Annotated in this window: 21 protein-coding genes; 11 read left to right on the top strand and 10 right to left on the bottom strand. The window is 67.8% G+C overall.

Translation table 11 applies throughout. From position 1 onward, the window contains the following. The first annotated feature begins 86 nt into the window (after positions 1-86). From zwf to eda, 3 genes are read left to right on the top strand one after another with little or no spacing between them, the layout of a single operon-like run. Entirely contained in the window at positions 87-1,589 is a 1,503-nt protein-coding gene (gene zwf / locus BLQ70_RS04545) for a glucose-6-phosphate dehydrogenase (RefSeq protein WP_091855955.1), read from the top strand. Then, complete coding sequence (gene pgl, locus BLQ70_RS04540; RefSeq protein ID WP_091855954.1) at positions 1,589-2,275, top strand: 6-phosphogluconolactonase; 687 nt, start codon at positions 1,589-1,591, stop codon at positions 2,273-2,275. The genes zwf and pgl overlap by 1 nt, the downstream gene beginning before the upstream one ends. A 39-nt stretch (positions 2,276-2,314) precedes the next feature. Next, complete coding sequence (gene eda / locus BLQ70_RS04535) at positions 2,315-2,959, top strand: bifunctional 4-hydroxy-2-oxoglutarate aldolase/2-dehydro-3-deoxy-phosphogluconate aldolase (RefSeq protein ID WP_091855953.1); 645 nt, start codon at positions 2,315-2,317, stop codon at positions 2,957-2,959. Between the two features lie 177 nt (positions 2,960-3,136). Here eda and BLQ70_RS04530 read toward each other — a convergent pair whose 3' ends face one another. Together BLQ70_RS04530 and BLQ70_RS04525 are read right to left on the bottom strand one after the other, a co-directional pair. Beyond that, a complete protein-coding gene (locus tag BLQ70_RS04530) occupies positions 3,137-4,240 on the bottom strand; it encodes an NAD(P)/FAD-dependent oxidoreductase (RefSeq protein WP_091855952.1) in 1,104 nt (367 codons plus the stop codon). A 10-nt stretch (positions 4,241-4,250) separates the two neighbouring features. Then, entirely contained in the window at positions 4,251-5,423 is a 1,173-nt protein-coding gene (locus BLQ70_RS04525) for a M20 aminoacylase family protein (RefSeq protein WP_091855951.1), read from the bottom strand. A 636-nt stretch (positions 5,424-6,059) separates the two neighbouring features. Between BLQ70_RS04525 and BLQ70_RS04520 the strand changes: the two genes are divergently transcribed. After that, positions 6,060-6,371 (top strand): DUF882 domain-containing protein, encoded by a 312-nt coding sequence (locus BLQ70_RS04520; protein ID WP_170843305.1) that lies wholly within the window; start codon positions 6,060-6,062, stop codon positions 6,369-6,371. Positions 6,372-6,381: 10 nt separating this feature from the next. Here BLQ70_RS04520 and BLQ70_RS04515 read toward each other — a convergent pair whose 3' ends face one another. Both BLQ70_RS04515 and BLQ70_RS04510 read right to left on the bottom strand, forming a co-directional pair. Next, complete coding sequence (locus BLQ70_RS04515; RefSeq protein ID WP_091855950.1) at positions 6,382-7,365, bottom strand: threonine ammonia-lyase; 984 nt, start codon at positions 7,363-7,365, stop codon at positions 6,382-6,384. Positions 7,366-7,455: 90 nt separating this feature from the next. Then, positions 7,456-8,712, bottom strand: coding sequence for a hypothetical protein (locus BLQ70_RS04510; protein WP_091855949.1), 1,257 nt, complete (start codon positions 8,710-8,712; stop codon positions 7,456-7,458). A 165-nt stretch (positions 8,713-8,877) separates the two neighbouring features. Between BLQ70_RS04510 and BLQ70_RS04505 the strand changes: the two genes are divergently transcribed. Next, positions 8,878-9,393 (top strand): DUF2478 domain-containing protein, encoded by a 516-nt coding sequence (locus BLQ70_RS04505; protein WP_170843304.1) that lies wholly within the window; start codon positions 8,878-8,880, stop codon positions 9,391-9,393. A gap of 9 nt (positions 9,394-9,402) precedes the next feature. Next, positions 9,403-10,017, top strand: a complete 615-nt coding sequence (gene mobA, locus BLQ70_RS04500) for a molybdenum cofactor guanylyltransferase MobA (RefSeq protein ID WP_091855947.1) — start codon at positions 9,403-9,405, stop codon at positions 10,015-10,017. A gap of 7 nt (positions 10,018-10,024) precedes the next feature. On the opposite strand, the gene BLQ70_RS04495 is transcribed toward mobA, so the two are convergent. From BLQ70_RS04495 to BLQ70_RS04485, 3 genes are all read right to left on the bottom strand, one after another. Further along, the gene (locus BLQ70_RS04495; RefSeq protein WP_061964999.1) at positions 10,025-10,426 is read right to left on the bottom strand and encodes an SRPBCC family protein; all 402 of its coding nucleotides are present in this window, start codon (positions 10,424-10,426) and stop codon (positions 10,025-10,027) included. An 80-nt stretch (positions 10,427-10,506) separates the two neighbouring features. Continuing rightward, entirely contained in the window at positions 10,507-11,622 is a 1,116-nt protein-coding gene (locus tag BLQ70_RS04490; RefSeq protein ID WP_091855946.1) for an Mrp/NBP35 family ATP-binding protein, read from the bottom strand. A gap of 27 nt (positions 11,623-11,649) precedes the next feature. Beyond that, positions 11,650-11,907, bottom strand: coding sequence for a sulfurtransferase TusA family protein (locus BLQ70_RS04485; RefSeq protein WP_425284549.1), 258 nt, complete (start codon positions 11,905-11,907; stop codon positions 11,650-11,652). Between the two features lie 152 nt (positions 11,908-12,059). On the opposite strand from BLQ70_RS04485, the gene BLQ70_RS04480 reads away from it, so the two are divergent. Further along, the gene (locus tag BLQ70_RS04480) at positions 12,060-13,301 is read left to right on the top strand and encodes a molybdopterin molybdotransferase MoeA (RefSeq protein ID WP_091855945.1); all 1,242 of its coding nucleotides are present in this window, start codon (positions 12,060-12,062) and stop codon (positions 13,299-13,301) included. Here the strand turns inward: BLQ70_RS04480 and BLQ70_RS04475 are convergent. The 3 genes from BLQ70_RS04475 to BLQ70_RS04465 form a co-directional block, all read right to left on the bottom strand. Further along, positions 13,298-14,068 (bottom strand): TIGR02186 family protein, encoded by a 771-nt coding sequence (locus tag BLQ70_RS04475; protein ID WP_091855944.1) that lies wholly within the window; start codon positions 14,066-14,068, stop codon positions 13,298-13,300. The genes BLQ70_RS04480 and BLQ70_RS04475 overlap by 4 nt on opposite strands. Next, complete coding sequence (locus BLQ70_RS04470; protein WP_091855943.1) at positions 14,065-14,994, bottom strand: sulfite exporter TauE/SafE family protein; 930 nt, start codon at positions 14,992-14,994, stop codon at positions 14,065-14,067. The genes BLQ70_RS04475 and BLQ70_RS04470 overlap by 4 nt, the downstream gene beginning before the upstream one ends. A gap of 182 nt (positions 14,995-15,176) precedes the next feature. After that, positions 15,177-18,518, bottom strand: a complete 3,342-nt coding sequence (locus tag BLQ70_RS04465; RefSeq protein WP_091855942.1) for an SEL1-like repeat protein — start codon at positions 18,516-18,518, stop codon at positions 15,177-15,179. Between the two features lie 353 nt (positions 18,519-18,871). Here BLQ70_RS04465 and BLQ70_RS04460 point away from each other — a divergent pair, with 353 nt between their 5' ends. The 4 genes from BLQ70_RS04460 (at position 18,872) to BLQ70_RS04445 (ending at position 24,891) form a co-directional block, all read left to right on the top strand. Further along, positions 18,872-19,330 carry a MerR family transcriptional regulator gene (locus BLQ70_RS04460; protein ID WP_244511896.1) on the top strand — a complete coding sequence of 153 codons (459 nt, stop codon included), beginning with the start codon at positions 18,872-18,874 and terminating at the stop codon, positions 19,328-19,330. Between the two features lie 191 nt (positions 19,331-19,521). Then, a complete protein-coding gene (locus BLQ70_RS04455; RefSeq protein ID WP_091855941.1) occupies positions 19,522-21,309 on the top strand; it encodes an acyl-CoA dehydrogenase C-terminal domain-containing protein in 1,788 nt (595 codons plus the stop codon). Positions 21,310-21,457: 148 nt separating this feature from the next. Next, on the top strand, positions 21,458-22,666 hold the full coding sequence (locus BLQ70_RS04450; protein WP_091855940.1) for an acetyl-CoA C-acetyltransferase: 1,209 nt from the start codon (positions 21,458-21,460) through the stop codon (positions 22,664-22,666). A 23-nt stretch (positions 22,667-22,689) separates the two neighbouring features. Next, the gene (locus BLQ70_RS04445) at positions 22,690-24,891 is read left to right on the top strand and encodes an FAD-dependent oxidoreductase (RefSeq protein WP_091855939.1); all 2,202 of its coding nucleotides are present in this window, start codon (positions 22,690-22,692) and stop codon (positions 24,889-24,891) included. The last annotated feature ends 5 nt before the right edge of the window (positions 24,892-24,896 follow it).

The following is a 24,896-nucleotide window of genomic DNA, read 5'->3' as shown; positions in this document are numbered from 1 at the left end:
TTCGTGTCCGGTTCGGATTGCGACCGGCCTGCAAGGCCTTGCGCCGGCCCAGCGAACCGGCACCGCCTGACGGAGTTACAGGACTTATGGACGCAACCGTGGACAACGCGCTTCGGCCCGAGAGCATTCCCGAGCGGACACCGGTCCCGCCCTTCGATCTCGTGATCTTCGGGGCGGGCGGCGATCTCGCCCTGCGCAAGCTCTTCCCGGCGCTGGCCCAGCGCAACCGCGAGGGCGTCCTGCCCGAAGAGAGCCGCATCCTCGCCGTCGTCCGCAAGGAGGAGGATGTCGAGGGCCTGCCCAAGCAGATCGCCAGGCGCCTCGATGAAGAGGGCATCCCGAAGGATCAGGTCGAGCCCTTCCTGCGCCGCCTGACCATGGTGATGCTCGATGCGCTGAAACCGGAAACCTACAAGGCTTTGAAGAAGGCACTGGGCGACAGCGAGCGCGTCCGCTCCTTCTATCTCTCGACCCCGCCCGACCTGTTCATCCCGATCTGCGAGAACTTGGCCAAGGCCGACATCCTGACGCCGACCTCGCGTGTCATCCTGGAGAAGCCGCTTGGCCGCGACCTCGCCTCGGCGCGGGCGATCAACGATGCCGTCGCGCGCATCCTGCCGGAAAGCCGGACCTACCGGATCGACCATTATCTCGGCAAGGAGACGGTGCAGAACCTGCTCGTCCTGCGCTTCGCCAACACGCTGTTCGAGCGCTCCTGGTCGAGCCGCGACATCGACCATGTCCAGATCACCGTGGCCGAGACGGTCGGCCTGGAGCAGCGCGCCGGCTACTACGACAAGTCCGGGCATATGCGCGACATGGTGCAGAACCATCTCATGCAGTTGCTCACCCTCTTCGCCATCGAGCCGCCGAATATGCTGGAGGCCGGCGCCGTCCGCGACGAGAAGATCAAGGTCTTGAAGGCGCTGCGTCCGATCGTCGGACCGGACGTCCAGCGCTTTACCGTGCGGGGCCAGTACGGCGCCGGCCAGATCGATGGCCAGCGCGTCAAGGGCTATGCCGACGAACTCGGCCACGCCTCCAACACCGAGACCTTCGTCGCGATCCGTTGCGAGGTCGACAACTGGCGCTGGGCCGGCGTGCCGATCTATCTGCGTACGGGCAAGCGCATGGCGCAGCGCTATTCCGAGATCGCCGTCACCTTCAAGCCGGTGCCGCATTCGATCTTCGGCAATGGCGGCGGTGACAGGCTCGACGCCAACCGCCTCTTCATCCGCCTGCAGCCGAATGACGGCGTGCAGCTCCAGTTGATGATGAAGGTGCCCGGTTCCGGCCGGCTCAAGATCGTGCCGCGCCAGCTCGACCTGCGCTATTCCACGGCCTTCGACGAGCGCACCCCGGACGCCTATGAGCGCCTGCTGACCGACGTGATCCGCGGCGATCAGACGCTGTTCATGCATCGCGACGAGGTCGAGCAGGCCTGGAGCTGGGTCGATCCGATCATCGCCGGCTGGCAGGACTACTATCCCCACCCGCATCGCTATGCCGCCGGCTCCTGGGGGCCGTCGCAGGCGATCGGCCTGATCGAGCGCGACGGCCGCTCCTGGGCCGATCCGGATCTGGTCTGATGGCCGGCCCGCTCGCCTGGCACCGCTTCGCCACTCTGGCCGACGCCTCCGAGGCGCTGGCGGAGGCGGTTGCGATCCGGCTGAAGGATTTGCTTGCCGGGCAGGGCAGGGCGCTTCTCGCCGTGCCCGGCGGCACGACCCCGGCCGGCTTCCTCGCCGCGCTCGGCCAGCATGACCTGCCATGGGAACAGGTCACACTGCTGCCGACCGACGAACGCTTCGTCGCCGCCGATGATGCCGCTTCGAACGAGCGCATGATCCGGGCGCAATTCGCGCCGCTGGCGGAAGGGCGAGCCTCGTTCCTGTCCTTCCACGAGCACGGCAGCGACATCGAGGCCGCTGCTGCCGTGCTGTGCGCCAAACTTGCCGAACTGCCCCAGATCGACCTGCTCGTCAGCGGCATGGGCGCCGACGGGCATATCGCCTCGCTCTTTCCCGGCGCGGAGGCTGCCTTCAATGCGGTGCCGGACAGCGGCATCGTCGTCGCCCGCCCGCCGGGATTGCCGCCGCGGCTCTCGCTCTCGCCCGCTCGCCTGCTCGGGGCCGGCTGGGCGAGCCTGCTCGTCTCCGGCACTGCCAAGGAAGCTGTACTCAAGGCCGCTCCGGAGCGCGGGCAGCAGCCATTGCCTGTCGACCTTCTGCTCGGCAGCGCGCGAGGGCTCGACGTCTACTGGGCGAAGGAGTAGAGCCCGGTTGCCAGTTCAAATCGATTGAAAGACGAGACCATGGACGAGACTGCCGCGATTGCCCGGTTGAAGAATTGCGGCGTGATCCCCGTCGTGGTGATCGAGGACGCTTCGCGCGCCGTCGATCTCGCCCATGCGCTGGTCGCCGGCGGCATCGATGTCGTCGAGGTCACGTTGCGCCGCCCGGCCGCGATGGAAGCGCTCGCCGCCATCGCAAAATCGGTTCCGAAGGCGCTGGCGGTTGCTGGCACGGTCGTCACCCCGGCCCAGGCCCAGCAAGTCAAGGATGCCGGCGCGCAGGCCGTGGTCAGCCCGGGCTTCAGCGAGAGTGTCGACGAGGCGCTGCGCAAGGCGGGTCTGCCCTGGCTGCCGGGCGTCGCTACAGCGTCCGACTGCATGCGCGCCGTTGCCGCTGGCCGCACGACAGCGAAGTTCTTCCCGGCCGAGCAGGCCGGCGGCCCGCCGGCCCTGAAGGCGCTCTCCGGCCCGTTCCCGCAGATGACCTTCTGTCCGACCGGCGGCGTCGGCCTGAAGAACCTCGGAGATTATCTCGCCCTGCCGCAGGTGATCTGCGTGGGTGGCTCCTGGCTGGTCCCGGCCGATGCGATCGCTGCGGGTGACTGGAAGCGGATCGAAACGCTGGCGCGCGAGGCGAAGGAAGCGTTCCTGAAGGCGCGGGGGTAAGAGCAGCGCAACGCGCGATAAGATCGCGGGAAAAGAAGGCTGTCATCCCGTGCGCGCTGCAGCGTGAAACGCTGCGGCGCAGACACGGGACCGTTCTCAGGAAAAGGCGCCTTCTTGCCGCGCGGTCCCGCATCTGCGCAGCAGCACTTCGTGCCGCAGCGCGTGCGGGATGACACTCTACGACAGCTTCTCGCGCACCATCTCCGCGATCGCGAGCGAACTGGTCAGCCCCGGGCTCTCGATGCCGAGCAGATTGACCAGCCCTGCCACCCTATGCGTCTCCGGTCCGTCGACGCGGAAGTCCGGCATCGGCTGGCTCGGCCCGTGCAGCTTCGGCCGGATACCGGCATAATCCGCGACGAGCGCGCCGTCCGGCAGTGCCGGCCAATAGGTCCGGATGGCCGCGTAGAATTTCTCGGCGCGGGCCGGATCGACCACCAGATCCTGATCGCTCCCGACCCATTCGACATCGGGGCCGAACTTGACCCGCCCGCCCATGTCGATGGTGGCGTGGATGCCGAGCCCAGCCGCTTCAGGCACCGGATAGACCAGGTGGCTGAACGGCTGCTTGCCGGTCAGCGCGAAATAGTTGCCCTTGGCATAGTGCTGCACCGGCACGTGTTCAGACGGAAAGCCGTCGAGCAGGCCGAGCAGCTTCGGTGCGCCATGGCCGGCCGAATTGACCACCGTCCGCACCGTGTAGGTCGCAGGCTCCGCACCGCCGAAATCGACGCTGAAGCCTTCAGTCTCGCGCCGCCAGCCGGTGATCGGCGTGTTCAGCGCGAGCGATCCGCCGGCCGCCTCGCACTCGCCGAGCAGAGACAGCATTAGCGCATGACTGTCGACCACGCCGGTCTCTGGCGAGAGGAGCGCGATCTCGCAGCGCACCTCCGGCTCCATCGCCTTCGCCTCGGCGCCGGAGAGCCAGCGCAGCGTATCGACGCCCGAAGCCTTGGCGCGCGTCATGATCGTCTCCAGCGCCGGCTTCTGGGCTTCAGAGGTGGCGACGATCAGCTTGCCGCAGGCCTTGTGCGGCAGGCCGCGTTCTTGCAGGTAGCGATAGAGTTTGCTGCGGCCCGCGACGCAGACGCGGGCCTTCAGCGAGCCGGGCGGATAGTAGATCCCGGCATGGATGACCTCGGAATTGCGTGCCGAGGTCTGGGTGCCGATGCCCTCGGTAGCCTCAGCGATGACGACCTCGCGTCCGGCCAGCGCCAGTTCGCGGGCAACTGCGAGGCCGACGACGCCGGCCCCGATCACCAGACAATCGATGTCGCTCATCGCCCGGCCGTCAGGCCCGCTGCGGCATGGCGATCTCGATGAGGCTCGCCCAGTAGTTCACGCCGACCGGGATCGCCGCATCGTTGAACTCATAGGCCGGGTTGTGCAGGCCCGCCGAGTCACCGTTGCCGATGTTGATGAAGGCTCCGGGGCGCTCCTCCAGCATGTAGGAGAAATCCTCCGAGCCCATGGTCGGCGGCACTTCGGTGTTGATCGCGTCCGAGCCGAAGGCCTCCTTCGTCACGCTGGTGGCGAAATCGGTCTGGCCGGCATGGTTGAAGGTCACGGGATAGCCGAGATGGTACTCCAGCTCATACTTCATGCCGAAGGCCTTCATCACGCCCTCGACGATTTCGGTGATGCGCTTTTGCGCCAGCGCGCGCATCTCCGGCGTCAGCGTGCGGACCGAACCCTTGATCTCGGCGGTCTGGGGGATGACGTTGAACGCCTCGCCGGCATTCAGCGCCGTTACCGAGACCACGATGGAATCGAGCGGATCGGCATTGCGCGAGGACACCGTCTGCAGCGCGGTGACGAGCGCGCAGGAGGCGACGATCGGGTCGTTGACGCGGTGCGGCGCCGCCGCGTGCCCGCCAAGGCCCTCGATCTTGATGTGGATGCGGTCGGCTGCGGCCATCGCAGGACCCTTGCGGATCTCGAACTTGCCGACGGGCACGCCCGGCTTGTTGTGCATGCCGTAGACTTCCTGGATGCCGAAGCGGGTGATCAGCCCATCGTCGATCATCGCCTTGGCGCCGGCGCCGCCTTCTTCGGCCGGCTGGAAGATCAGCACGGCGGTGCCGTCGAAATCGCGGGTCTCGGTCAGGTACTTGGCGGCGCCGAGCAGCATGGCGGTGTGGCCGTCATGGCCGCAGGCATGCATCTTGCCGGGCACGGTCGAGCGGTGCGGGAGATTGGTCTCTTCATGGATCGGCAGCGCGTCCATGTCGGCGCGCATGGCGATGACCCGGCCGGAATTCTGGCCCTTGCCCTTGATGATGCCGACCACGCCGGTCTGGCCGACGCCAGTGGCGACTTCATCGACGCCCCATTCCTTGAGCTTGTCGGCGACGAGGCCGGCAGTCCGGTGAACGTCGTACATCAGTTCGGGGTGGCGGTGGATGTCGCGGCGGATCGCGGTGATTTCCGGGGTCAGCGCCGCGATGATGTCGGTCTTGGGCATCGTATCCTCTGAGATCGTATGGGGCGACCGCGCAGAAAGCGGGTGCCGTCGCGCAGGCTAGCCCAGCCGCGCCCCGCCTGTCCAAGCCGGTGGCGCGCAGGGGATGGGCCTTCGCGGAATGGCGGGTGCCATTCCCCGGGTCATCCCGTGCGCGCTGCGGCATGGAATGCCGCTGCGCAGACACGGGACCGTTCTCCGGAAAAGGAACATTCTCGTCATGCGGTCCCGTGTCTGCGGAGCACCGCTGCGCGCTGCACCGCGCACGGGGTGACAGCGCTTCGTCGGCGGCTTCGCTTGCGCATTCCCGTGATCGCCAATCGCTGGGTCATCGTCGCGTGACCAAGAGCCAGGAGCGTTCCGGATGAACGGCGTGAAATAATCTGGAAAGGTCTCAGCCATGATTTGGCCTTGCTTCACGATTAGCGGAGGCGGCATCCGCTCGGGCCATCGAGATTATCTGGCCTGATCCTTTCCAATCCCCCCTTACATGTTTGGTAGATGATGCGTCGCTTGTCGTTGCTTGCGTTACTGTGCGGCTTCTTGCCTGCTGCCGCCCTGGCTGATGTTACGCCCGAGAAAATCTCCTTTCAGCCGCAGGTCAAAGGCCTCGGCTGCCTCAAGCCCGAGACGAAGGCGATGATCGCCGATCTCGTCGCAAAGATCGGCCCGATTCAGATCACCTCGACCTGCGGCGGCCGTCATGCCCGCCACTCCCAGCACTACAGCGGCCGGGCGATCGATTTTCGGCCGATGGCGACGTCGTCGCGCAAGGCCGCCGCTGCGGCGCGCGCGATCGAAAACGTCGGCGGTGTCGGCACCTACTCGAACGGCCTGGTCCATGCCGATGTCGGCGCGCGCGAGATTTCCTGGCACGGCCACAAGCGCAGCCGCTACGCTTCCGCCGGCAAGCGCCGCCACTACACGCGGGTGGCGCGCAACAGCCGCTGATCGAGGTGTCTTAAATCCCGAAGCCCGAGCGCCAGCTCTCGATATCCGCGAGGGCGACGTTCGAGCCGCAGAGCACGAGACAGATGCGCTCGCCCGGCCGGAAGCTATCCTTCCGCTCCAGCGCCGCGGCGATCACGCAGGCGGCCGCCGGCTCCAGCAGGACGCGTTCGTTCTCCAGGGCCCAGACCAGCTCGCGGACTGCGGCGGCATCCGGCACGACGATGATGTCCTCCAGCAATTGCCGGGCGGCCGCCATCGTGCGCCTGGTCGCGAAGGGCGCGCCGAGCGTGCGGGCGATCGAGGTCGGGCGGATCGAGACCGGTTCGCCGGCCGCGAGTGCTTGTGTCATCGTCGTGGCGCCTTCGGTCTCGACGCCGTGCAGGCGTACGGCCGGATCGAGGCCTTTCAGGGCAGCGCCGACGCCGGCCGAAAAGCCCCCGCCGCCGACCGAGACGAAGACATGGTCGAGCCGCCCGCCGGCATCGGCAGCCAGTTCGAGGCCGAGCGTGCCATGGCCGGCGATGATCGCCGGGTCGTCATAGGAGTGGACATGGGTCATGCCCTGCGCGGCGTAAGTCTCGGCCTTGGCGAAGGCGGCGATGGAATCCTCGCAGAGCTCGACCTGCCCGCCGGCTTCCTCCGTCAGGCGGATATTGAGCGCCGGCGTCGCTTTCGGCATCAGCACCAGCGCCCGCGTGCCGACCGTGCGCGCGACGAGGGAGACGGCGATCGCATGATTGCCGCCGGACACAGTGACGACGCCGCGCCGGAGCTCCGCCTCGCTCAGGCCTGACAGCTTGTTGAAGCAGCCCCGCACTTTGAAGGAGCCGCCGAGCTGCAGGCTTTCCAGCTTGATCCAGGTCTCGACTCCCAGGCGCTCCGACAATCCGACGCTATGATAGGTCGGCGTGCGCCGGACCTTGCCGGCGATGCGGGCGGCCGCGGCCTGGACGTCGGCGAGGGTGACGTCGAACGGGGTGACGTCGAAGGTCATGGCGCTCTTGTCCTCTGCCGCAGCGATTCCGATCAGGCGGCACGAGAGCGCGGCAGATGCCGGCCCGTCAAGCGCCGGTCGTCCGGGCCGCTATGGGCGCGGCGGTTGGGAGGCTTTGGGGCGCGTATGGTTGGGGGCGCGTGTCGGCAGCGGCACGGCGGGGCGGTCGGTCCGGTACTGCCCCCGCGCGATGGCGCCGAAAAGGAGCATGACGGCCGTCAGGGTCATCAGCCACCAGGGCAGCAGCGGCGCGAAGCCGAAGACGCTGAGTGCGAAGGCGGTGGTGAAAGCGGCGACGCCGCCGGCGGCGAGCGCTCCGGTCATGCGCCCGGCGGCGCGGATCGCGAAATAGAGGCAGGCCGCCGCCGCCGCAGCACCGACCAGGCCAAGCTCGTACCAGGTCTCGAACAGCAGCGTCGCCGGAGCGGGCTGGGGCAGGGTGCCGCTCATCTGGCCGCGCAGGACGGTATCGAGACCGTGCCCGGTGATCACTTCGATCGGCGATTGCCGGATCACATCGGCCCAGATCGACAGCATCTGTGCGAAGTCGTCGGCGCTGTCCGGCAGGATCGAGACGAGCGGCGCCAGCAGGAAGGGCAGGATCGGCGCGAGCAGCATCAAGCCGGCGACGATCGTGGCGATGATCTGCGTCGCGCGCTCGCGGCTGGCGGTGACCGCGCCGAAGGCGACCGCACCGAAGATCATCGCCAGCGTCTCGCCGTCCTCGAACCGCGTCAGCGCCAGCAGCGCCACGACGAGCGCGAGCCCGAGTGCGCTCAAGCCTCGCTCGCGCGAGAGCAGCCAGGCCAGTGCCGGCCAGGCCATGATCAGGATGATCGAGACGCCACGCTCGACGGCGCCCGGCGGCGTCTCGGCATGGCGCAGCGCCGCGACCGCGATCAGGCCGAGCGCGAAGATGCCGGCGCTGCCGGTGCCGAGTGCGACGAGATTGAGGTTCGACGAGCGCATCCGCTCAGGCAGGGCGGAGAGGCCGACGAAGCCGAGAAGGGCCGCGAGCATGAGATTGCCGGCCTTCTCAACGGCTGCGCCCGGGAACGGACTCCAGACCAGCGACAGGAAGGCCCAGGCGATCAGGCCGATCAGGATCACGCCGGGGCGGCTCAGCAGCAAGGCCCGAAGGGTCGCCACGAATTTGCGGGGATCCTCGATCAGGCTCGCGATGATCAGCAGCGCGACACCGATCGGCACCAGCACGACGGCGGCCCGGCGCGACACCAGCGCGGCCAGCGGCAGGACGAGGGCCAGCGTGCCGAAGCCGATGCGCCGCAGCAGCAGCGCGGCGTCGGTAGCCGGGTCGAGCGGGGCTTGAGCGTTCTTTCGGATCATGCGTTCCGGCGGTCGTCACGGGGCCTCAGCCTGCCACCCTAGCGGGCGCAGGCGCGCCCGACTGTAGGTGCGGCGCAACACTGTCGCGGCATCTCTCCGGCGGGATTGCAGGGGCGCGGCGCTGCCGCCACTGGCGGAGCGGGAGCGTTCATGAGAGAAACCGGCATGACCATGCTGGCAGCCATCCCCTTTGCGAGCGGCTTCGCGATCGATGCCTTCATGCACGGCCTCGTCGACAGGCTGAAACGGCAGGGCCTGCGCCTCGGCGGCGTGGTCCAGCACAACGACGCGACCTGTGACGATCGCTGCATGGCGATGTCGCTGGAGGACGTTGCGAGCGGCCGGCGCTTTCCGATCAGCCAGGATCTCGGCGCCGGCGCTTCGGGCTGCCATCTCGACGCGGCCGGGCTTGCGGCGGCAGCCGCAGCCTTTTCCGATGCGCTGGCCGGGTGCGCCGATCTCGTGATCGTCAACCGCTTCGGCAAGCAGGAAGCCCTGGGCGAGGGGCTGCGCCAGGAGATCGCCGGCGCGCTGCTCGCGGGCCTGCCGCTGCTGATTGCCGTGCGCAGCGATTTCCTGCCGGCCTGGCGCGACTTCGCTGGCGACGACTGGCAGGAATTGCCCGTTGACGAAGAGGTCGTGGAGCGCTGGGTGCAGGCCGCCACGGCCGTCGCGGCCTGATCGAGCGGCATGGCGGAGACGCCCACGATCGGCCTGATTCTCGCGGGCGGCCTCGCCCGGCGGATGGGCGGCGGCGACAAGGCCCTGAAGCCGCTCGCCGGCCGGCCGATCCTCGCCCATGTCATCGAGCGTCTGCGCGGACAGTGCGACGACCTCCTGCTCAACGCCAATGGCGATCCCGCACGCCTGGCCGAATTCGGCCTACCGGTCGTCGCCGATACGGTTCCTGATTTCGCGGGTCCCCTCGCCGGCGTTCTGGCCGGCCTCGATTGGGTCGCCGAGCATCGGCCGCAAACCGAGTGGCTGCTCAGCGTGGCTGCCGATACGCCCTTCATCCCGGATGATCTCGCTGCGCGATTGCATCGCGCGCGCATTGCTGCCGGAACACCGCTTGCCTGCGCCGCCTCGGGTGGCCAGCAGCATCACGCCATCGGCCTCTGGCCGGTCTCGCTGCGTGAGGACCTACGTCAGGCATTGTTAGCAGGGGAACGCAGACTCGGCCGCTGGACGCAAGGCCATGGCGTCGCCGTCGCCGAGTGGTCAGCCGAGTCCGTCGATCCCTTCTTCAACGTCAACACGCTTGAGGACCTTGCCGAAGCCGAGCGTCTGGCGGCCACCATCTAAGCGCGTCTTATCGTTCCAGCAGCGCTTTCAGGGCCGCGAGGTCACGGCTGACCATGGCCGCATCCCGGGCCATCTCGTCGTCGGACATGCCGTCGCGCTGGAACAGCGTGAAGACCACTTCCGCCCCGTCGCCATTGGCGACGACGCGCATCGGATTGTGCATGGCCGGGCCGTGCTCGGGAATGACGGCGTGGTCGAGCACGCCGTGATTGTTCGGCTCGCTGAACAGGATGCGCATTGGCCCCATCGGCGTCTCGGCGCGCCAGGTCATGCCCTCGACTTGCACGAAGCTGTGGCCGAGCCCTTCGGCCCAGCGCGGGAAATTCACGGGGTCGGCGAGGAAGGCATAGACCTCCTCCACCGGTCGGTCGATGCCGATTCCGATATGGCGGGCGCGATGGACGGCCATGGTTTTCGTCCTTCTGAATATAGAACAAAAGAAGAACAGATTTCCAGGTTTGTCAAGCTGCCGGCATCGCGTGCTCGACCTTATTCGATGACGATCCGCGGCGCCGCCCGCACCGCGCCGCCTAGGCTGGCCTGCACCTGTCGCGCCAGCGCGACATAGGCCTTGGCATGGGCGCTCGACGGATCGCTCGCGACGATCGGTCGGCCGCCATCCGATGTCTCGCGGATCGGCATGGCCAGCGGGATTTCGCCGAGGAAGGGGATGGAGAGCCGCTCGGCTTCGTGCCGGGCGCCGCCATGGGCGAAGATGTCGGAGCGATGCCCGCAGGCCGGACAGGTGAAATAGCTCATGTTCTCGACCAGGCCGAGAATCGGCACCGCGACCTTCCTGAACATCGCGACGCCGCGGCGCGCGTCGAGCAAGGCGAGGTCCTGCGGCGTCGAGACGATGACGGCGCCCGCAAGCGGCACCTGCTGGGCCATGGTGAGCTGGGCGTCGCCGGTGCCGGGCGGCATGTCGACGACGAGCACGTCGAGATCGCCCCAGGCGACCTCGCGCAGCATCTGGGTGATCGCCGAGATCACCATCGGCCCGCGCCAGATCATCGGCGTCTCCTCATCGACGAGGAAGCCGATCGACATCACCTTGAGCCCATAGGCTTCCATCGGCGCCAGCGTCCGGCCCGAGACGATCTGCGGCTTGCCCTTGATGCCGAAGATCTTCGGCATGGACGGTCCGTAGATGTCGGAATCGAGCACGCCGACCTTGAGGCCCAGCGTCGAAAGCGCCACAGCGAGATTGGCCGCGGTCGTCGATTTGCCGACGCCGCCCTTGCCGCTGGCCACCGCGATGATCTGCTTCACGCCCGGCACGCCGGCGGGCTTCGGTGCGCCGCCCGGCCCGGGGCGCTGCGCCTGCTGGCGGGCCTGCATGCCGGCCGAGGGGCCGGCCTTGTCGGCGGTCAGCCCGACCAGAACCTGCGTCACGCCTGGCAGGCCGCCGACTGCGCTCTCGGCCGCCTTGCGCACCGGCTCCATCGCCGCCGCTTCGGTCGCGTCGATGCCGATCGCGAAGATCACCTTGCCGCCATCGACGAGGATATCGCCGATCCGGCCGGAGGCGGCGAGCGATTGCCCGCTCGCCGGCAGCTTCACCAGTTCGAGCGCCCGCAGGACATCGGCTTGGGAAAGGCTCACGTGGTTGAACTCCGTTCGCTCGCGGCCTCACGCCGCCTTGCGGATATGGAAGACGAGGGCGCCATCCGCATCCCCCAGTCGCTCAATGGTGTCGCCGGTCTCGCGGACGAGATTGGGCAGATCGATCGCCGCCATCGGGTCGGTGCATTCCACGACGAGCAGGCTGCCGGCCCGCGCCGCTATCAGCGCCTTGCGGACGCGCAGTACCGGGAGCGGGCATTTCAGGCCGCGCAGGTCGAGCGGAATGATATCGAGGGTCGCGCCCGCCGGGGCCATCGTCGTCATGCTGCTTCATAGGACGGCTGTTCGGGGCGCGGCAACCGCCGCCTTGACGCAGGTCACTTGACCCCTTCCGCCACGCCGACGATGAAGAGGCGAGCGATCGGGAGGAAGCGGGCGGCGATGTGTCCAGGCGGCCGAAGCAGGCGGGGACCGTGATGGTGCGACTGGGCGGCGGCAGATCCGATTCCGGGCTCCTCACGCTGGACGAAGCCGCGGCCGACGCCGTGTCGCGCGTCCATCCGGTTGCCGGCGCGCTGGTACTGCCTCTCGCCGAAGCCGATGGCCATGTGCTGGTGCAAGCGGTGGTTGCGCCGCGCGACTTGCCTCCCTTCGCGAATTCCGCGGTCGATGGCTATGCCGTCCGCTTCGCCGATCTCACGACCGGCGCGGCGACCAGTCTGCCGATCCTCGGCCGGACAATGGCCGGCGAAGCTGCTGCGGTGCTGGAGCATGGCGCCTGGCGCATCTTCACCGGCGCGCCGGTTCCCGAGGGTGCCGATACCATCGTGATGCAGGAGGACGCTGTCGCGAGCGACGGCGCGGTCGTGCTGCCGGCCGGCATTCGGCGCGGCGCCAATCTGCGATCGGCGGGCGAGGATGTCGCGCGCGGGCAGGCGATTCTGCCGGCGGGGCGGCGCCTGCGCCCGCAGGATCTGGGTCTGCTCGCAGCGTTGGGGCTGGCCGATGTCACCGTGCGCCGTCGCCCGCGCGTCGCCCTGTTCTCGACCGGTGACGAGCTGACCGAGCCGGGCCAGGCGCTCGCTCCGGCCGCGATCTACGACGCCAACCGGGCGATGCTGCGCGCCCTGTTGGCGCGGGCCGGTGCCGAAACCGTCGATCTCGGCATCCTGCGCGACGAAGCCGGGGGGCTGGAGCAACGGCTGCGCGAGGCGGCAGCCGATTGCGATCTTGTGCTTACCTCCGGCGGCGTCTCGGTCGGCGAAGCCGATCATGTCAGGGATGCGGTCATCGCTTGCGGCACGCTCGATCTCTGGCGCGTGGCGATCAAGCCGGGCAAGCCGATCGCAATCGGCCGCGTCGCCGGGACGCCCTTTATCGGACTACCCGGCAATCCAGTTGCGGTCTTCGTCGGCTTCGCCTTTGTCGCCCGTCCGCTCCTCGCGCGATTGGCGGGCGAGACTTATCTTCCGCCGTCAGCCCGGCTGGTCAGGTTGGGCTTCTCGCATGCCAAGAAGCCGGGTCGGCGCGAATTCCTGCGGGTATCTCTGGAGAAGGATGGCGAAGGTGTGACCAGCGCGCGCAGGCATTCAGGCGAGGGGGCGGGCTCGCTCGCCTCGCTCGCGCAGTCGGACGGGCTCGTCGTGCTCGCCGAGGAGATCGCGCGGGTCGAGGCGGGGGAGGCTGCACCCTTCCTGCCCTATGCCGATCTCTTCTAGTCGCGCCGGAAGATCACGCTCGCGCCCCAGCCCAGGAACAGTGCCAGAAGCACGGTGACGAGGCCGTAGAGCAGGGCCCAGTCATAGGCGCCCAGCGCCAGGCGCTGCTCGATGCCGGTCTTGATCACCTCGAAATTGGTCTGCTGCCGCGCCAGCGGCACACCGCCCGAATAAAGCACGATGTCCACGGTGTAGGAGCCGGTCGGCGCCGTCGCGGGGATGTCGACCGGGGCGCTGAACAGCGCGTTCGACAGGAAGGTGACGCCGCGCTCCTCGTAGCCGTAGAGGTCCTTGCCCTGCATGATCCGGACAAGGCTTTCGCGGAAGCGCCGCGCGCCGGGATCGAGATCGACCCAGCTGCCGGAGGGCCGCTCGGCATTGACGAGGCCGATGCGGTCGCGCTGCGCCGTCTCGTTGGACATCATCTCCGCGATCGGGCGGTTGCTGGCGACATGCAGGAAGACCGGGTTGTCGGGAAAGCGCCGCTGCGTCCGGTTGATCCAGATCGGGCCGAGCCGCTCCTTCTCGCGTACCAGCAGCATGCGCTTCGGCCCGCGTACCGTGACGATGATGTCGTAGGGATCGCCGCGCGCGACCGTGCGGCCGTCGCGCTCGACCAGCCCGAACACCGTGAGCTGGCTGCCGGTATAGTTCGATGTGATCTGGATCTGGTGGCTCGACATCGCCGCGATCAGCGTCTCGGCGCGGGCTGTGCCGACCGTGAACCCGATCGAGAGGGCGGCGAGGATTGCGGCGAGCCACCTCATCGCCCGCTCTCCGGAACGACGACCGAGAAGGGCTCGCTCGGCGGGATGAAGAGCTCGATGGCGAAGCGCAGGCCGACGGAGAGGATCAGCAGCGCCAGCAGCAGGCGGAAGGATTCGACATTGAGGCTGCGCGCCGCACGGCCGCCGAACTGCGCGCCGATCACTCCGCCGAGCAGCAGCAGCACGGCCAGCACGATGTCGACCGACTGGTTGGTGACGGCGTGCAGCACGGTGGCGCCGGTCATCGTCACCAGGATCTGGAACAGCGAGGTGCCGACCACCACCGCCGGCGGAATGCGGAAGAAATAGATCAGGCCGGGCACCAGGATGAAGCCACCGCCGACGCCGAGCACGGCGCCGATGAAGCCGATGATCACCGCGAGCAGCGCGATGGGAATGACGCTGCAATAAAGGCCGGACCGGTAGAAGCGCTGGCGGAAGGGCAGGCCCATCCACCACGGATGCATGCCGCCGCGTCGCTTCAGGCGCGCCGGCTTGCCGGCCCGGACGCGCAGCATCGCCCGCAGCGCATCGTAGAGCATCAGCCCGCCGATGATCGAGAACAGCGTGACATAGGACAGCGTGATCACGAGATCGAGCTGTCCGAGCCGCTTCATCGTGTTGAAGAACAGCACGCCGAGCACCGTGCCGAGGATGCCGCCGCTGACCAGCACGCCGCCGAGCTTGAGGTCGAGCGCCTTGCGCCGGAGATAGGTCAGCACGCCGGTCATCGAGGAGCCCGCGACCTGTGCCGCGACCGTGGCGACGGCAACCGCCGGCGGGATGTCGAGGAAGATCAGCAGGGGAGTCAGCAGGAAGCCGCCGCCGACGCCGAACAGGCCGGAGATGAAGCCCACCGCGCCACTCAGGCCGAGAACCATCAGCACGCTGATCGGCAGCTCGGCGATCGGCAGGTAGATCTGCACGCTTACCCCTCGCAAGGCTGGCGCATGGACGTTTGCATGCGCCTGATGGGCCCCAGACTAGAGCGCCCGGGTTAAGACAAGTTCCTGAAAGGAAAAGGCGGGCCGCTTCCGGCCCGCCCTAGGAAACGATTGTTCTTCGTGCCGCGTCAACACGTCGAAAGCATGACGTCGCGCAAGGCGGCTCAGGTCCGGGACTGCTTGCCGGGCTTCGGCGCCGCCGCGGTCGGCTGGGGGTCCCAGCCCTTTGCGGGGGCGGCGACCTCGTTGGCGGCGGCGTCGAGCGTCTTCGGCTTCCAGCTCGCGGCGACCGCCTTGGCCGAGGTGAGGTCTTCCGCCTTCAGGCGCTGGGCCACCTCGTCGCGCTTGCGGCCGGCATCCTCGTCACCCTGGCCGGCAGCGACCGAGAACCAGACGAAGGACTGGGCGAGATCGGTCGGCGCGCCGAGGCCGCGCCCGAGCAGCACGGCGAGATTGTACTGGCTGTCGCGGACGCCGAGTTCGGCGGCGCGGCGGAACCACTCCGTCGCCATGGCGTAATCCGGCTTGCCGGCGGCGCCTTCGGCATGGAGCACGGCGAGGTTGTGCATCGCCTTGGCGTTGCCGCGTTCGGCGGCGCGCTGGTACCAGATCCGGGCGAGCGACAGGTCGCGCTGCGTGCCGATGCCCTTCTCGAACATGTTGCCGACGCGGAACTGGGCCGGGGCGAGGCCGGCGACAGCGGCGCGCTCGAACAGGCGCAACGCCAGCTTCGGGTCGCGCTGGTTGGCCGGGCCGTCGGCGGCCTTGCTCGCGAGCTCGTAGACCGCGCGCGCATCGCCGTCCTGGGCAGCCTTGCGCAAGCCTGCGCTGCCGAACCCGGCAGGCAGGTCGCCGATGCCAGTCACGGCCTGAACCTGTTCGACCGGAGCGGCGGTGGCCGCGGGTGCGGCTTCCGCGACGACCGGGGTTGCGGGCGCGGCCGCCGCGGTGGCGGACTGCTCGGGCGCGGCCTGGTTCGCGGCCGGTTGGGCAGGAACGTCCTGCGGGGTGGCGGGCAGCGCCGAAGACTGGTCCTTGGCGGGGGCCTGCGCCGGCGCGGCCGGCGCTTCCGGCTGGGCGGCGGGCGGCACGATCAGGCTGCGCGCTCCGCTGTTGGCGGTCTTGGCGCTGTCGCCACGCAGGGAATTCGTGACGAGATGGGCGGTGCCCATGGCGAGGATCAGCGCGGCGAGGCCGAGCAGCAGCGGGCGCTTGCGCTTCTCCAGGATGTCCTTGAGGCGGCCCGGGCTCTTCGCCGTCGGCTCCGCTGCGGGCGAAGGCGTGGATGCTGCTGCCTCGCTGGCGGCCTTGGCGGAGCGCCGCGCGGCGGCGATCAGGCTCTGGCGGACCGATTGCGGGTCCAGGCCTGCGCCGATCGCGGTCTCGGGGCGCGGGCGCCCGGAGCCGGGTTCCAGCGGAATGTCGAAAGCGGTGCTCGCCGGCAGGGTCGGCTCGCTGCGCGCGGGTTCGCCGGCCGGCATGGCAAAGCGGTCCTGCGCTGCGGCGCCGACCGAGAGGTTCGTGCTGTCACGGGCCGGAGCGGGGTTGGTCCGGATGACGCCATCCCCGGCGCGCATCGCTGCGGCCAGTCCGTTCGCCGGCGGATGCCGCTCGCCTTGCAGCTCGGCTTCGAGGCTCGCGAGCCGCGACATGATCAACTCGAGCGAGCCATGAACGGCGCCGATTGCGTCGCGCGTCTGGCTGTCGGACGAGACATGGTTGTCGCGCAGGCCCGTCACCAGGCTCGACAGTTCGGCGATGCCCTTGCCGGAGGCGGCCGTGCTGGCGGCCTGGACGAGGGCGGCGCGTTCGGCTGCCGTTTCCTCGCGCATCGAACGCAGATGCACGACGAGGTCCTGCAGCGTGCGCTCCATGCCGTTTTCGGCCGAGCGGGTTGCGGACGCCTCGTCGAGGCGGCTGGCGATGCCGGAAATCTGCCGTTCGAGGGCATCGAAAGATTCGGCGTTCGCGCCGGGCGCGCCGGCTTCGTCGATCTTCTCGGCGAGATGGCGCAGCATCTGCTCGATCGGATTGAGATCGACCGCAGCCGCACCCTCTCCGACCATCCGCGTCAACTGGTTCGAGGCCGCAAGGCTTTCGATCCGGCTCGAGAGGGCCTCGATCTCGCGCGTGACGTTGGACGGTCCCTGCTCGACCAGGACGTCGATGCGCTGTTGCAGCGAGTCGATGCGGCTGGCGAGGTAATCGCTCTGCCGCGAAGCGCTGTTTTCGTCCAGCTTCTGGGTGGCGACCGCGTCGAACTTGCGCGACAGGGCGTCGACCTGGCTCGCAAGCGAGGTCAGCAGGCCTGCGCCGGGAAACTCGCCGCGCTGGGACAGCACTGCGCTGCGCACGTCGTCGATCGCGCTCGCCAGGCTGCGCAGCTCGCCCATGTCGGGGCGGACATCGCGCAACCGGCCGATCTCGAAGCCGAGCGTCGCGACCTGCTGGGAAAGATCGTCCAGCTTGTGGTCCTGCCCGCCGGCGCCGAGGAGATCCCTGAGCTCCGCGATGTCGCGCCTGACGGGATCGAGATTGGCGACCTGGCCGCCACGGGCGGCGAGCGCATCGACCTTGGCGGCGAGATGCGCGATCTCCAGCTGGAAGCGCTGGTAGCTCTCGCCGGCCCGGTCCTGCGACAGTCGCGAGACTTCCGCCTCGATCCGGGTCAGCGGCTTGAGCAGGGGCTCGAACTGGTCGCGCCGGTCGAACCGGTCGAGGCGCTCGGCCAGCAGGCCGATCTTGGCTTCGATGGCGCCGGTGTCGACGCGGACCGGAGCGGCCGGGCGTTGCGCCTGGGCCGGGCGGCGGCCCTCGTAGGAGAGCCGCGAGCCGAGTTCGCGCAGGTCCTCGCGCAGGGCTGAAATGCGCTCGGGCGCGACCGCGGCCGGTCGGGCCGCCTCGTCGGTATCGAGGACGCGCTGGCGGGTGCGGATGTCCGTGACGGCGGCGGCAAGGCCTTCGCGGCTGAAGGCGAGGCGGGGCGCCTGCTCGGCGCGGCTCTGCTGGGTCTCGACGCTGCGGCGCTCGATTTCTGCGATACGCTCGCCCATCGTCTTGATCGCATCGGCGATGACGTTGGTGGCGCGTTCCTGGCGTTCGGCCGAGCCGCGCTCGCTCGACGACAGGCGATCCTCGGTCTTCTCGATCCAGCGGGTGATCGAATCCAGCGCGCCGGCGGTCCGGGCATTGGCTTCGCGGGTCATGCTCTCGAGGGCGGCCGCCTGGCCGACGAGGCTGTCGATCGCCTCGCGCGACGGGTTCGGGGCCATCTGGCGTGGCGTGGTGTCGGTCCGGGCCTGCGAAAGGCGGGCGAGCCGCTCCGACAGGGCGGCGATATCGAGCTGCTCCGGAGCGGCTGGGGCCGTGCCCTCGTCGCTCTCGTCGCGGATCTTGTGGTCGAGCCATTCGCCCAGCGTCATTCCCAGACGGCGGGCCGCCGCCTTTGCCGCATCGCGCGTCCGGGGATCGACGCCCTTCACGCTCCAGGGCAAGCTGTTGGCCATGATCTCGCTCGCCTCAGGGGACCTTGTCTGCGACAGGCGAGGCCCCCTGGTGCCGTCGCCTCCCGCGCGAACCTTGGCAGGTCGTGAAGATATCGTTGACGAAGCCACGACGCCGATGCGCGCTCCCGACATTTGGCGGGCATGGTAAACAACGGGTTAATAACCGCCGTGCCGATCGTTAATTTTTTCCGAATGCCGCGTGGAATGGCTCCTTTGCGAGCCATGTAACGGTAACTTACCCTGCGGAGGGCGCGTATTACCTGACGCAGCGAGAGCGCCCACCCTATCACTGCGGTACCACTCGACGCCGCCATGGCCGGCGATTCGACACACTTGCAAGGATTGCAGCTTTCATGTCACGCCAAAGCTTAGCTATGGCGGGTTCCTCGATTCATGAAACCCGCTCCGCTACCGCCCCTGCCGATGCCGATCAGACCGGCGATTTCACCATCAGCGATCTTGCCCGTGATTTCGGCGTCACGCTGCGCACGCTCCGCTTCTACGAATCGCGGGGCCTGATCGCCCCGAGCCGTTCCGGCATGACCCGCATCTATTCGGCGCGCGACCGGGCGCGTCTCGCCCTGATCCTCAAGGGCAAGCAGCTCGGTTTCACGCTCGTCGAGATCCGCGCCATGCTGGCCAATGAGGACAAGAAGGGCGGGGCTGGCGATATGGCCGCTTCCGTCGGGGGCCTTCAGCTCAGCCGGGAGCAGATCGTGGAGCAGCTCGAACTGCTGCGCAGCCAGCGCACCGAGATCGAAAGCGCGATCACCGAGCTTGAAGCGTCGCTTGTCCGTATGCCGAAAGCCTGAGGCTCTCGGGTCGACAGTCAAAGCCCCGGCTTCGCCGGGGCTTTTTTTTATGGCCGCGTCACGTTCCCGCCATCCCGCGAGCGACAAATCGCGACGCTGCAGTTGCAACTTCGGCTAGATTGTTTATATATGAACTATCTTGCTGCGGCGACAGGAACCAGGCGCCGCCTTGCGACGAGAGGGAGGATCCGATGCCGGTCTACAAGGCACCCGTCGACGACACGCTTTTCCTGCTCAACGACGTCTTCGCCATCGAGCGCTACAACAACCTGCCGGGCTTCGCCGACGCGTCCTCCGACGTGATCGAAGCCGTGCTCGGCGAGGGCGCGAAGCTCTGCGAGGAAGTCCTCCAGCCGATCAACCATTCCGGCGACCAGGAGGGCTGCACCCGCCATCCTGACGGCCGCGTCACCACGCCGAAGGGTTTCAAGGCGGCCTATGAGGCCTATGCCGGCGGCGGCTGGATCGGCTTGGCCATGGACCCGGAATATGGCGGCCAGGGCCTGCCCTATACGCTCGGCGCGGTGATGAACGAATACGCCTCGGCCGCGAACATGGCCTTCGCCATGTATCCGGGCCTGACCATGGGCGCGATCGCCGCGCTCTATGTCCATGGCTCCGACGAGATCAAGCGCACCTATCTGCCGAAGATGATCGACGGCACCTGGTCGGGCACCATGAACCTGACCGAGCCGCATTGCGGCACCGACCTCGGCCTGCTCAAGACCAAGGCCGTGCCGAACGGCGACGGCTCCTACGCCATCACCGGCACCAAGATCTTCATCTCGGCCGGCGAGCAGGACATCACCGGGAACATCATCCATCTTGTGCTGGCCCGCATCGAGGGCGCGCCGGCCGGCGTGAAGGGCATTTCGCTCTTCGTCGTGCCGCGCAACAAGTTGGGCGAAGACGGCTCGGTCGGCGCCAATAACGGCGTGTCCTGCGGCTCGATCGAGCACAAGATGGGCATTCACGGCAACGCGACCTGCGTCATGAACTATGACGGCGCGCAGGGCTGGCTGGTCGGGACCGAGAACAAGGGCCTCAATGCCATGTTCGTGATGATGAACGAGGCCCGCCTCGGCGTCGCGATCCAGGGGCTCGCCCAGTCCGAGGTCGCCTACCAGAACGCCGTCGCCTATGCGAAGGAGCGCCTGCAGGGCCGTGCGCTCACCGGCGCCAAGGAGCCCGCCAAGCCGGCGGACCCGATCATCGTCCATCCCGACGTGCGCCGCACGCTGATGTCGATCAAGGCCTTCAATGAGGCGGCGCGCGCCTTCGTGCTCTGGAACGCGCTGAAATCCGACATCGCCCATCGTTCCGGCGACGCGGCCGAGCGCCAGGCGGCCGATGACCAGCTCGGCTTGATGACTCCGGTGCTCAAGGGCGTGCTCACCGATATCGGCTTCGACAATGCGGTGAAGGCGCAGCAGATGTTCGGCGGCCACGGCTACATCGCCGAGACCGGCGTCGAGCAGTTCGTCCGGGATGCCCGCATCGCCATGATCTACGAGGGCGCCAACGGCGTGCAGGCGATGGATCTCGTCGGCCGCAAGCTCGGCCGCGACGGTGGCCGCGGCATCATGGCCTTCTTCAACGAAGTCGGCGCCTTCCTCAAGGAGAATGCCGAGGACGAGGCGCTGAAGCCCTTGCTGGGGCCGCTCCAGGTTTCGCTCGGCCACCTCCAGCAGGCGGCGATGTGGTTCATGAACAACGCGCTCGCCAAGCCCGACAATGCCGGCGCCGGCGCAAACGACTTCATGCATCTGCTGGGTCTGGTCTCGCTCGGCTACATGTGGGTGAAGATGGCCAAGGCCGCGCAGGAGAAGCTCAAGGCCGGTGCCGACGAACGGATGAGCGCCAAGCTCGTCACGGCCCGCTTCTTCATGGAGCGCACCTTGCCGGAAACCGGCGCCCATCTGGCGCGTATCACCTCCGGCGCCGACACGACGATGGCGCTGAGCGCCGAGCAGTTCTGACGCGCAGAGCACTTAACGTCATGCCCGGGCTGGACCCGGGCATCTCTTGATGAGTTCGCTGGATGAGAAGATGGTCGGGTCAAGCCCGACCATGGCGTTCAGCAGGAAAACAAGCCGCCGGGTCGCGGCAGGCCAGGGAGCTCCCTCGATGGCAGACGCATTCATCTACGACCACGTCCGCACCCCGCGCGGCAAGGGCAAGGCCGACGGCTCGCTTCATGAAGTCACGGCGATCGAGCTCGGCACCCAGGCGCTGCGGGCCATCAAGGACCGCAACAATCTCGATCCGCTTCTCGTCGAGGACGTGGTGATGGGCTGCGTCGATCCGGTCGGCGAGGCCGGCGCCGATATCGCCCGCACGGTCGCACTCAAGGCCGGCTACGGCAAGGAAGTGCCGGGCGTGCAGATCAACCGCTTCTGCGCCTCGGGCCTCGATGCGGTGAACCTCGCCGCAGCGCAGGTCATGTCCGGCCAGAAGGAGATGGCGATCGGCGGCGGCGTCGAATCGATGTCGCGCATCGGCATGGGCGCTTCCGGCTTCGGCATCGCGGTCGATCCATCAGTCGCCATCGACACTTATTTCATGCCGCAGGGCGTCTCCGCCGACCTGATCGCGACCAAATACGGCTTCTCGCGCGACGACGTCGACGCCTTCGCCGTGCGCTCGCACCAGCGCGCCGCAAAGGCCTGGAGTGAAGGCCGCTTCAAAAACTCGGTGATCCCCGTCACCGACGTCAACGGCCTCGTCATCCTCGATCGCGACGAGACGATCCGGCCGGGCACCGACATGCAGACGCTCGCAGCGCTCAAGGCCTCTTTCGTCCAGATGGGCGAGATGGGTGGCTTCGATGCGGTCGCCACCGCCGCGCATCCGGATGTCGAGTTCATCAACCACGTCCATCATGCCGGCAATTCTTCCGGCATCGTCGATGGCGCGGCTGCCGTGCTCGTCGGTTCGAAGAAGGCCGGCAAGGCCGCGGGTTTGAAGCCCCGCGCCCGCATCAAGGCTTTCGCCACGGTCGGTTCCGATCTGGCGCTGATGCTGACCGGCCCGGTCGACGTTACCGAGCTCGTGCTGAAAAAGGCCGGCATGTCCAAGAAGGACATCGACCTCTTCGAGCTGAACGAGGCCTTTTCCTCCGTCGTGCTGCGCTACCAGCAGGCGCTCGACATCGATGACGAGGTCCTGAACGTCAATGGCGGCGCCATCGCCATGGGCCATCCGCTCGGCGCAACCGGGGCGATGGTGCTCGGCACCGTGCTCGACGAGCTGGAGCGGCAGGACAAGCAGACCGCGCTGGTGACGCTCTGCGTCGCCGTCGGCATGGGCGTCGCCACCATCATCGAGCGCGTCTGAGCGGAAGGGCAGGGAGAGAGATCATGAACCTCACCAATTTCCGCTTCGAGACCGATGCCGACGGCATCACTGTGGCAACCTGGGACATGCCGGGTCGCTCGATGAACGTCATCACTCCCGAGGTGATGGAAGAGCTGAACCAGATCGTCGACAAGGTCGCGGGCGACGAAGCCATCAAGGGCTGCGTCATCACCTCCGGCAAGGAGAGCTTCTCCGGTGGCGCCGACCTCACCATGCTCCAGGGCCTGCGCGATCTCTATGTGAAGCTCGCCAAGGAGAAGGGCGAGGCGGTCGCGATGCAGAGCTTCTTCGACGAGAGCCGCAAGCTCTCGCTGCTCTACCGCAAGCTCGAGACCTGCGGGAAGCCCTTCGCCGCCGCGATCCATGGCGTCTGCCTTGGCGGTGCCTTCGAGCTCTCGCTCTCCTGTCAGTACCGCGTCGTCTCGGACGATGCCTCGACCCGCGTCGGCCTGCCCGAGATCAAGGTCGGTCTTTTCCCCGGCGCTGGCGGCACCCAGCGCGTCGCGCGCCTGATGCAGACCGGTGACGCGCTCCAGATGATGTTCAAGGGCGAGCAGGTGAAGGCGCTGCCCGCGCGCAATTCCGGTCTTGTCCATGCGGTCACCCCGCGCGCCGACATCGTCCAGAACGCCAAGGACTGGCTCAAGGCCAATCCGCAGGCGACGCAGCCCTGGGATCAGAAGGGTTTCAAGCTGCCTTCCAACAAGGTGCATTCGCCGGCCGGCATGCAGATCTGGCCACCGGCCAACGCGATCTATCGCCGCGAGACCAACGATAACTATCCGGCCGCTCGCGCCATCCTCTGCGCGGTCTATGAGGGGCTGCAGCTCCCGATCGATCTCGGCCTCAAGGTCGAGAGCCGCTACTTCGCCAAGATCCTTCGGACGAAGGAGGCGGCCTCGATGATCCGCTCGCTCTTCGTCTCGATGCAGGAATTGAACAAGGGCGCCCGCCGCCCGGCCGATGTGCCGCCGTCCAAGCTCAAGAGGGTCGGCGTCATCGGCGCGGGCTTCATGGGTGCCGGCATCGCCTATGTCACCGCGCAGGCGGGCCTTGAGGTCGTGCTGGTCGACAAGGACATCGAGGCGGCCGAGAAGGGCAAGGCCTATTCGCACAAGCTGGTCTCCGACCAGATCATGAAGGGCCGTGCCAAGACCGCCGATCGCGACGCGCTGCTCGGCCGCATCAAGGCCTCGGCCGACTATGCCGATCTCAAGGGCTGCGACCTGATCGTCGAGGCCGTCTTCGAGGACCCGAAGGTCAAGGCCGAGGTCATCGCCAAGGTCGAGGCCGTGGTCGGCCCGCGCACGATCTTCGGCTCCAACACCTCGACGCTGCCGATCACGGGGCTCGCCCAGACCAGCCAGCGCCCGAAAAACTTCATCGGCATCCATTTCTTCTCGCCGGTCGAGAAGATGCTGCTGGTCGAGGTCATCATGGCCAAGAAGACCGGCAAGAAGGCGCTCGCCATGGCGCTGGACTTCGTCCGCGCCATCAAGAAGACGCCGATCGTCGTCAATGACACCCGCGGCTTCTACGCCAATCGCTGCGTCGGCAACTATATCCGCGAAGGCCATCTGATGCTGATGGAAGGCGTGCCGCCCGCGATGATCGAGGCGGCCGGCAAGCAGGCCGGCATGCCGGTCGGCCCGCTCTCGCTCAATGACGAGGTCGCGGTCGATCTCGCCTACAAGGTGCTGAAGGCGACCAAGGCCCAGCTCGGCGAAGGCGCGGTCGATCCGGCGCAGGAGAAGCTGCTCGCCGACATGGTCGAAAAGCACGGTCGCCTCGGCCGCAAGAACCGCAACGGCTTCTACGATTATCCGGAAGCCGGGCCGAAGCGGCTCTGGCCGGGCCTCGCCGATCTCGCAGGCTCGCGTCTCGATCCCGAGAGCGTCGACATGGAGGAGCTGAAGCACCGTCTCCTGGTGACGCAGGCTCTCGAAGCCGCCAAGACCTATGAGGAAGGCGTCGTCACCGATCCGCGCGAGGCCGATGTCGGCTCGATCATCGGCTTCGGTTTCGCGCCTTATTCGGGCGGCACGCTCTCCTATATCGACAACATGGGCGCGGCTGCCTTCGTGAAGCTTTGCGAGAAGCTGGCCAAGGCCCATGGCGAACGCTTCAAGCCGAACCGCCTGCTGAAGCGCATGGCCAAGACCGGCGAGAGCTTCTACGGCGCGGCCGAGAAGAAGGTGGCCTGAGCCTC

Source organism: Allobosea robiniae (genome assembly GCF_900102525.1).
GTDB lineage: Bacteria > Pseudomonadota > Alphaproteobacteria > Rhizobiales > Beijerinckiaceae > Allobosea > Allobosea robiniae.
The sequence above is the reverse complement of the archived record's forward strand: the minus strand, read 5'-3'. Positions and strand labels throughout refer to the sequence as shown.

What these genes read in the sequence shown, in the direction of transcription:
- zwf (WP_091855955.1), top strand. Translation starts at nt 87, where the DNA reads ATGGACGCAACCGTGGACAACGCGCTTCGGCCCGAGAGCATTCCCGAG.
- pgl (WP_091855954.1), top strand. Translation starts at nt 1,589, where the DNA reads ATGGCCGGCCCGCTCGCCTGGCACCGCTTCGCCACTCTGGCCGACGCC.
- eda (WP_091855953.1), top strand. Translation starts at nt 2,315, where the DNA reads ATGGACGAGACTGCCGCGATTGCCCGGTTGAAGAATTGCGGCGTGATC.
- BLQ70_RS04530 (WP_091855952.1), bottom strand. Translation starts at nt 4,240, where the DNA reads ATGAGCGACATCGATTGTCTGGTGATCGGGGCCGGCGTCGTCGGCCTC.
- BLQ70_RS04525 (WP_091855951.1), bottom strand. Translation starts at nt 5,423, where the DNA reads ATGCCCAAGACCGACATCATCGCGGCGCTGACCCCGGAAATCACCGCG.
- BLQ70_RS04520 (WP_170843305.1), top strand. Translation starts at nt 6,060, where the DNA reads ATGATCGCCGATCTCGTCGCAAAGATCGGCCCGATTCAGATCACCTCG.
- BLQ70_RS04515 (WP_091855950.1), bottom strand. Translation starts at nt 7,365, where the DNA reads ATGACCTTCGACGTCACCCCGTTCGACGTCACCCTCGCCGACGTCCAG.
- BLQ70_RS04510 (WP_091855949.1), bottom strand. Translation starts at nt 8,712, where the DNA reads ATGATCCGAAAGAACGCTCAAGCCCCGCTCGACCCGGCTACCGACGCC.
- BLQ70_RS04505 (WP_170843304.1), top strand. Translation starts at nt 8,878, where the DNA reads ATGACCATGCTGGCAGCCATCCCCTTTGCGAGCGGCTTCGCGATCGAT.
- mobA (WP_091855947.1), top strand. Translation starts at nt 9,403, where the DNA reads ATGGCGGAGACGCCCACGATCGGCCTGATTCTCGCGGGCGGCCTCGCC.
- BLQ70_RS04495 (WP_061964999.1), bottom strand. Translation starts at nt 10,426, where the DNA reads ATGGCCGTCCATCGCGCCCGCCATATCGGAATCGGCATCGACCGACCG.
- BLQ70_RS04485 (WP_425284549.1), bottom strand. Translation starts at nt 11,907, where the DNA reads ATGACGACGATGGCCCCGGCGGGCGCGACCCTCGATATCATTCCGCTC.
- BLQ70_RS04480 (WP_091855945.1), top strand. Translation starts at nt 12,060, where the DNA reads ATGGTGCGACTGGGCGGCGGCAGATCCGATTCCGGGCTCCTCACGCTG.
- BLQ70_RS04475 (WP_091855944.1), bottom strand. Translation starts at nt 14,068, where the DNA reads ATGAGGTGGCTCGCCGCAATCCTCGCCGCCCTCTCGATCGGGTTCACG.
- BLQ70_RS04465 (WP_091855942.1), bottom strand. Translation starts at nt 18,518, where the DNA reads ATGGCCAACAGCTTGCCCTGGAGCGTGAAGGGCGTCGATCCCCGGACG.
- BLQ70_RS04460 (WP_244511896.1), top strand. Translation starts at nt 18,872, where the DNA reads ATGTCACGCCAAAGCTTAGCTATGGCGGGTTCCTCGATTCATGAAACC.
- BLQ70_RS04455 (WP_091855941.1), top strand. Translation starts at nt 19,522, where the DNA reads ATGCCGGTCTACAAGGCACCCGTCGACGACACGCTTTTCCTGCTCAAC.
- BLQ70_RS04450 (WP_091855940.1), top strand. Translation starts at nt 21,458, where the DNA reads ATGGCAGACGCATTCATCTACGACCACGTCCGCACCCCGCGCGGCAAG.
- BLQ70_RS04445 (WP_091855939.1), top strand. Translation starts at nt 22,690, where the DNA reads ATGAACCTCACCAATTTCCGCTTCGAGACCGATGCCGACGGCATCACT.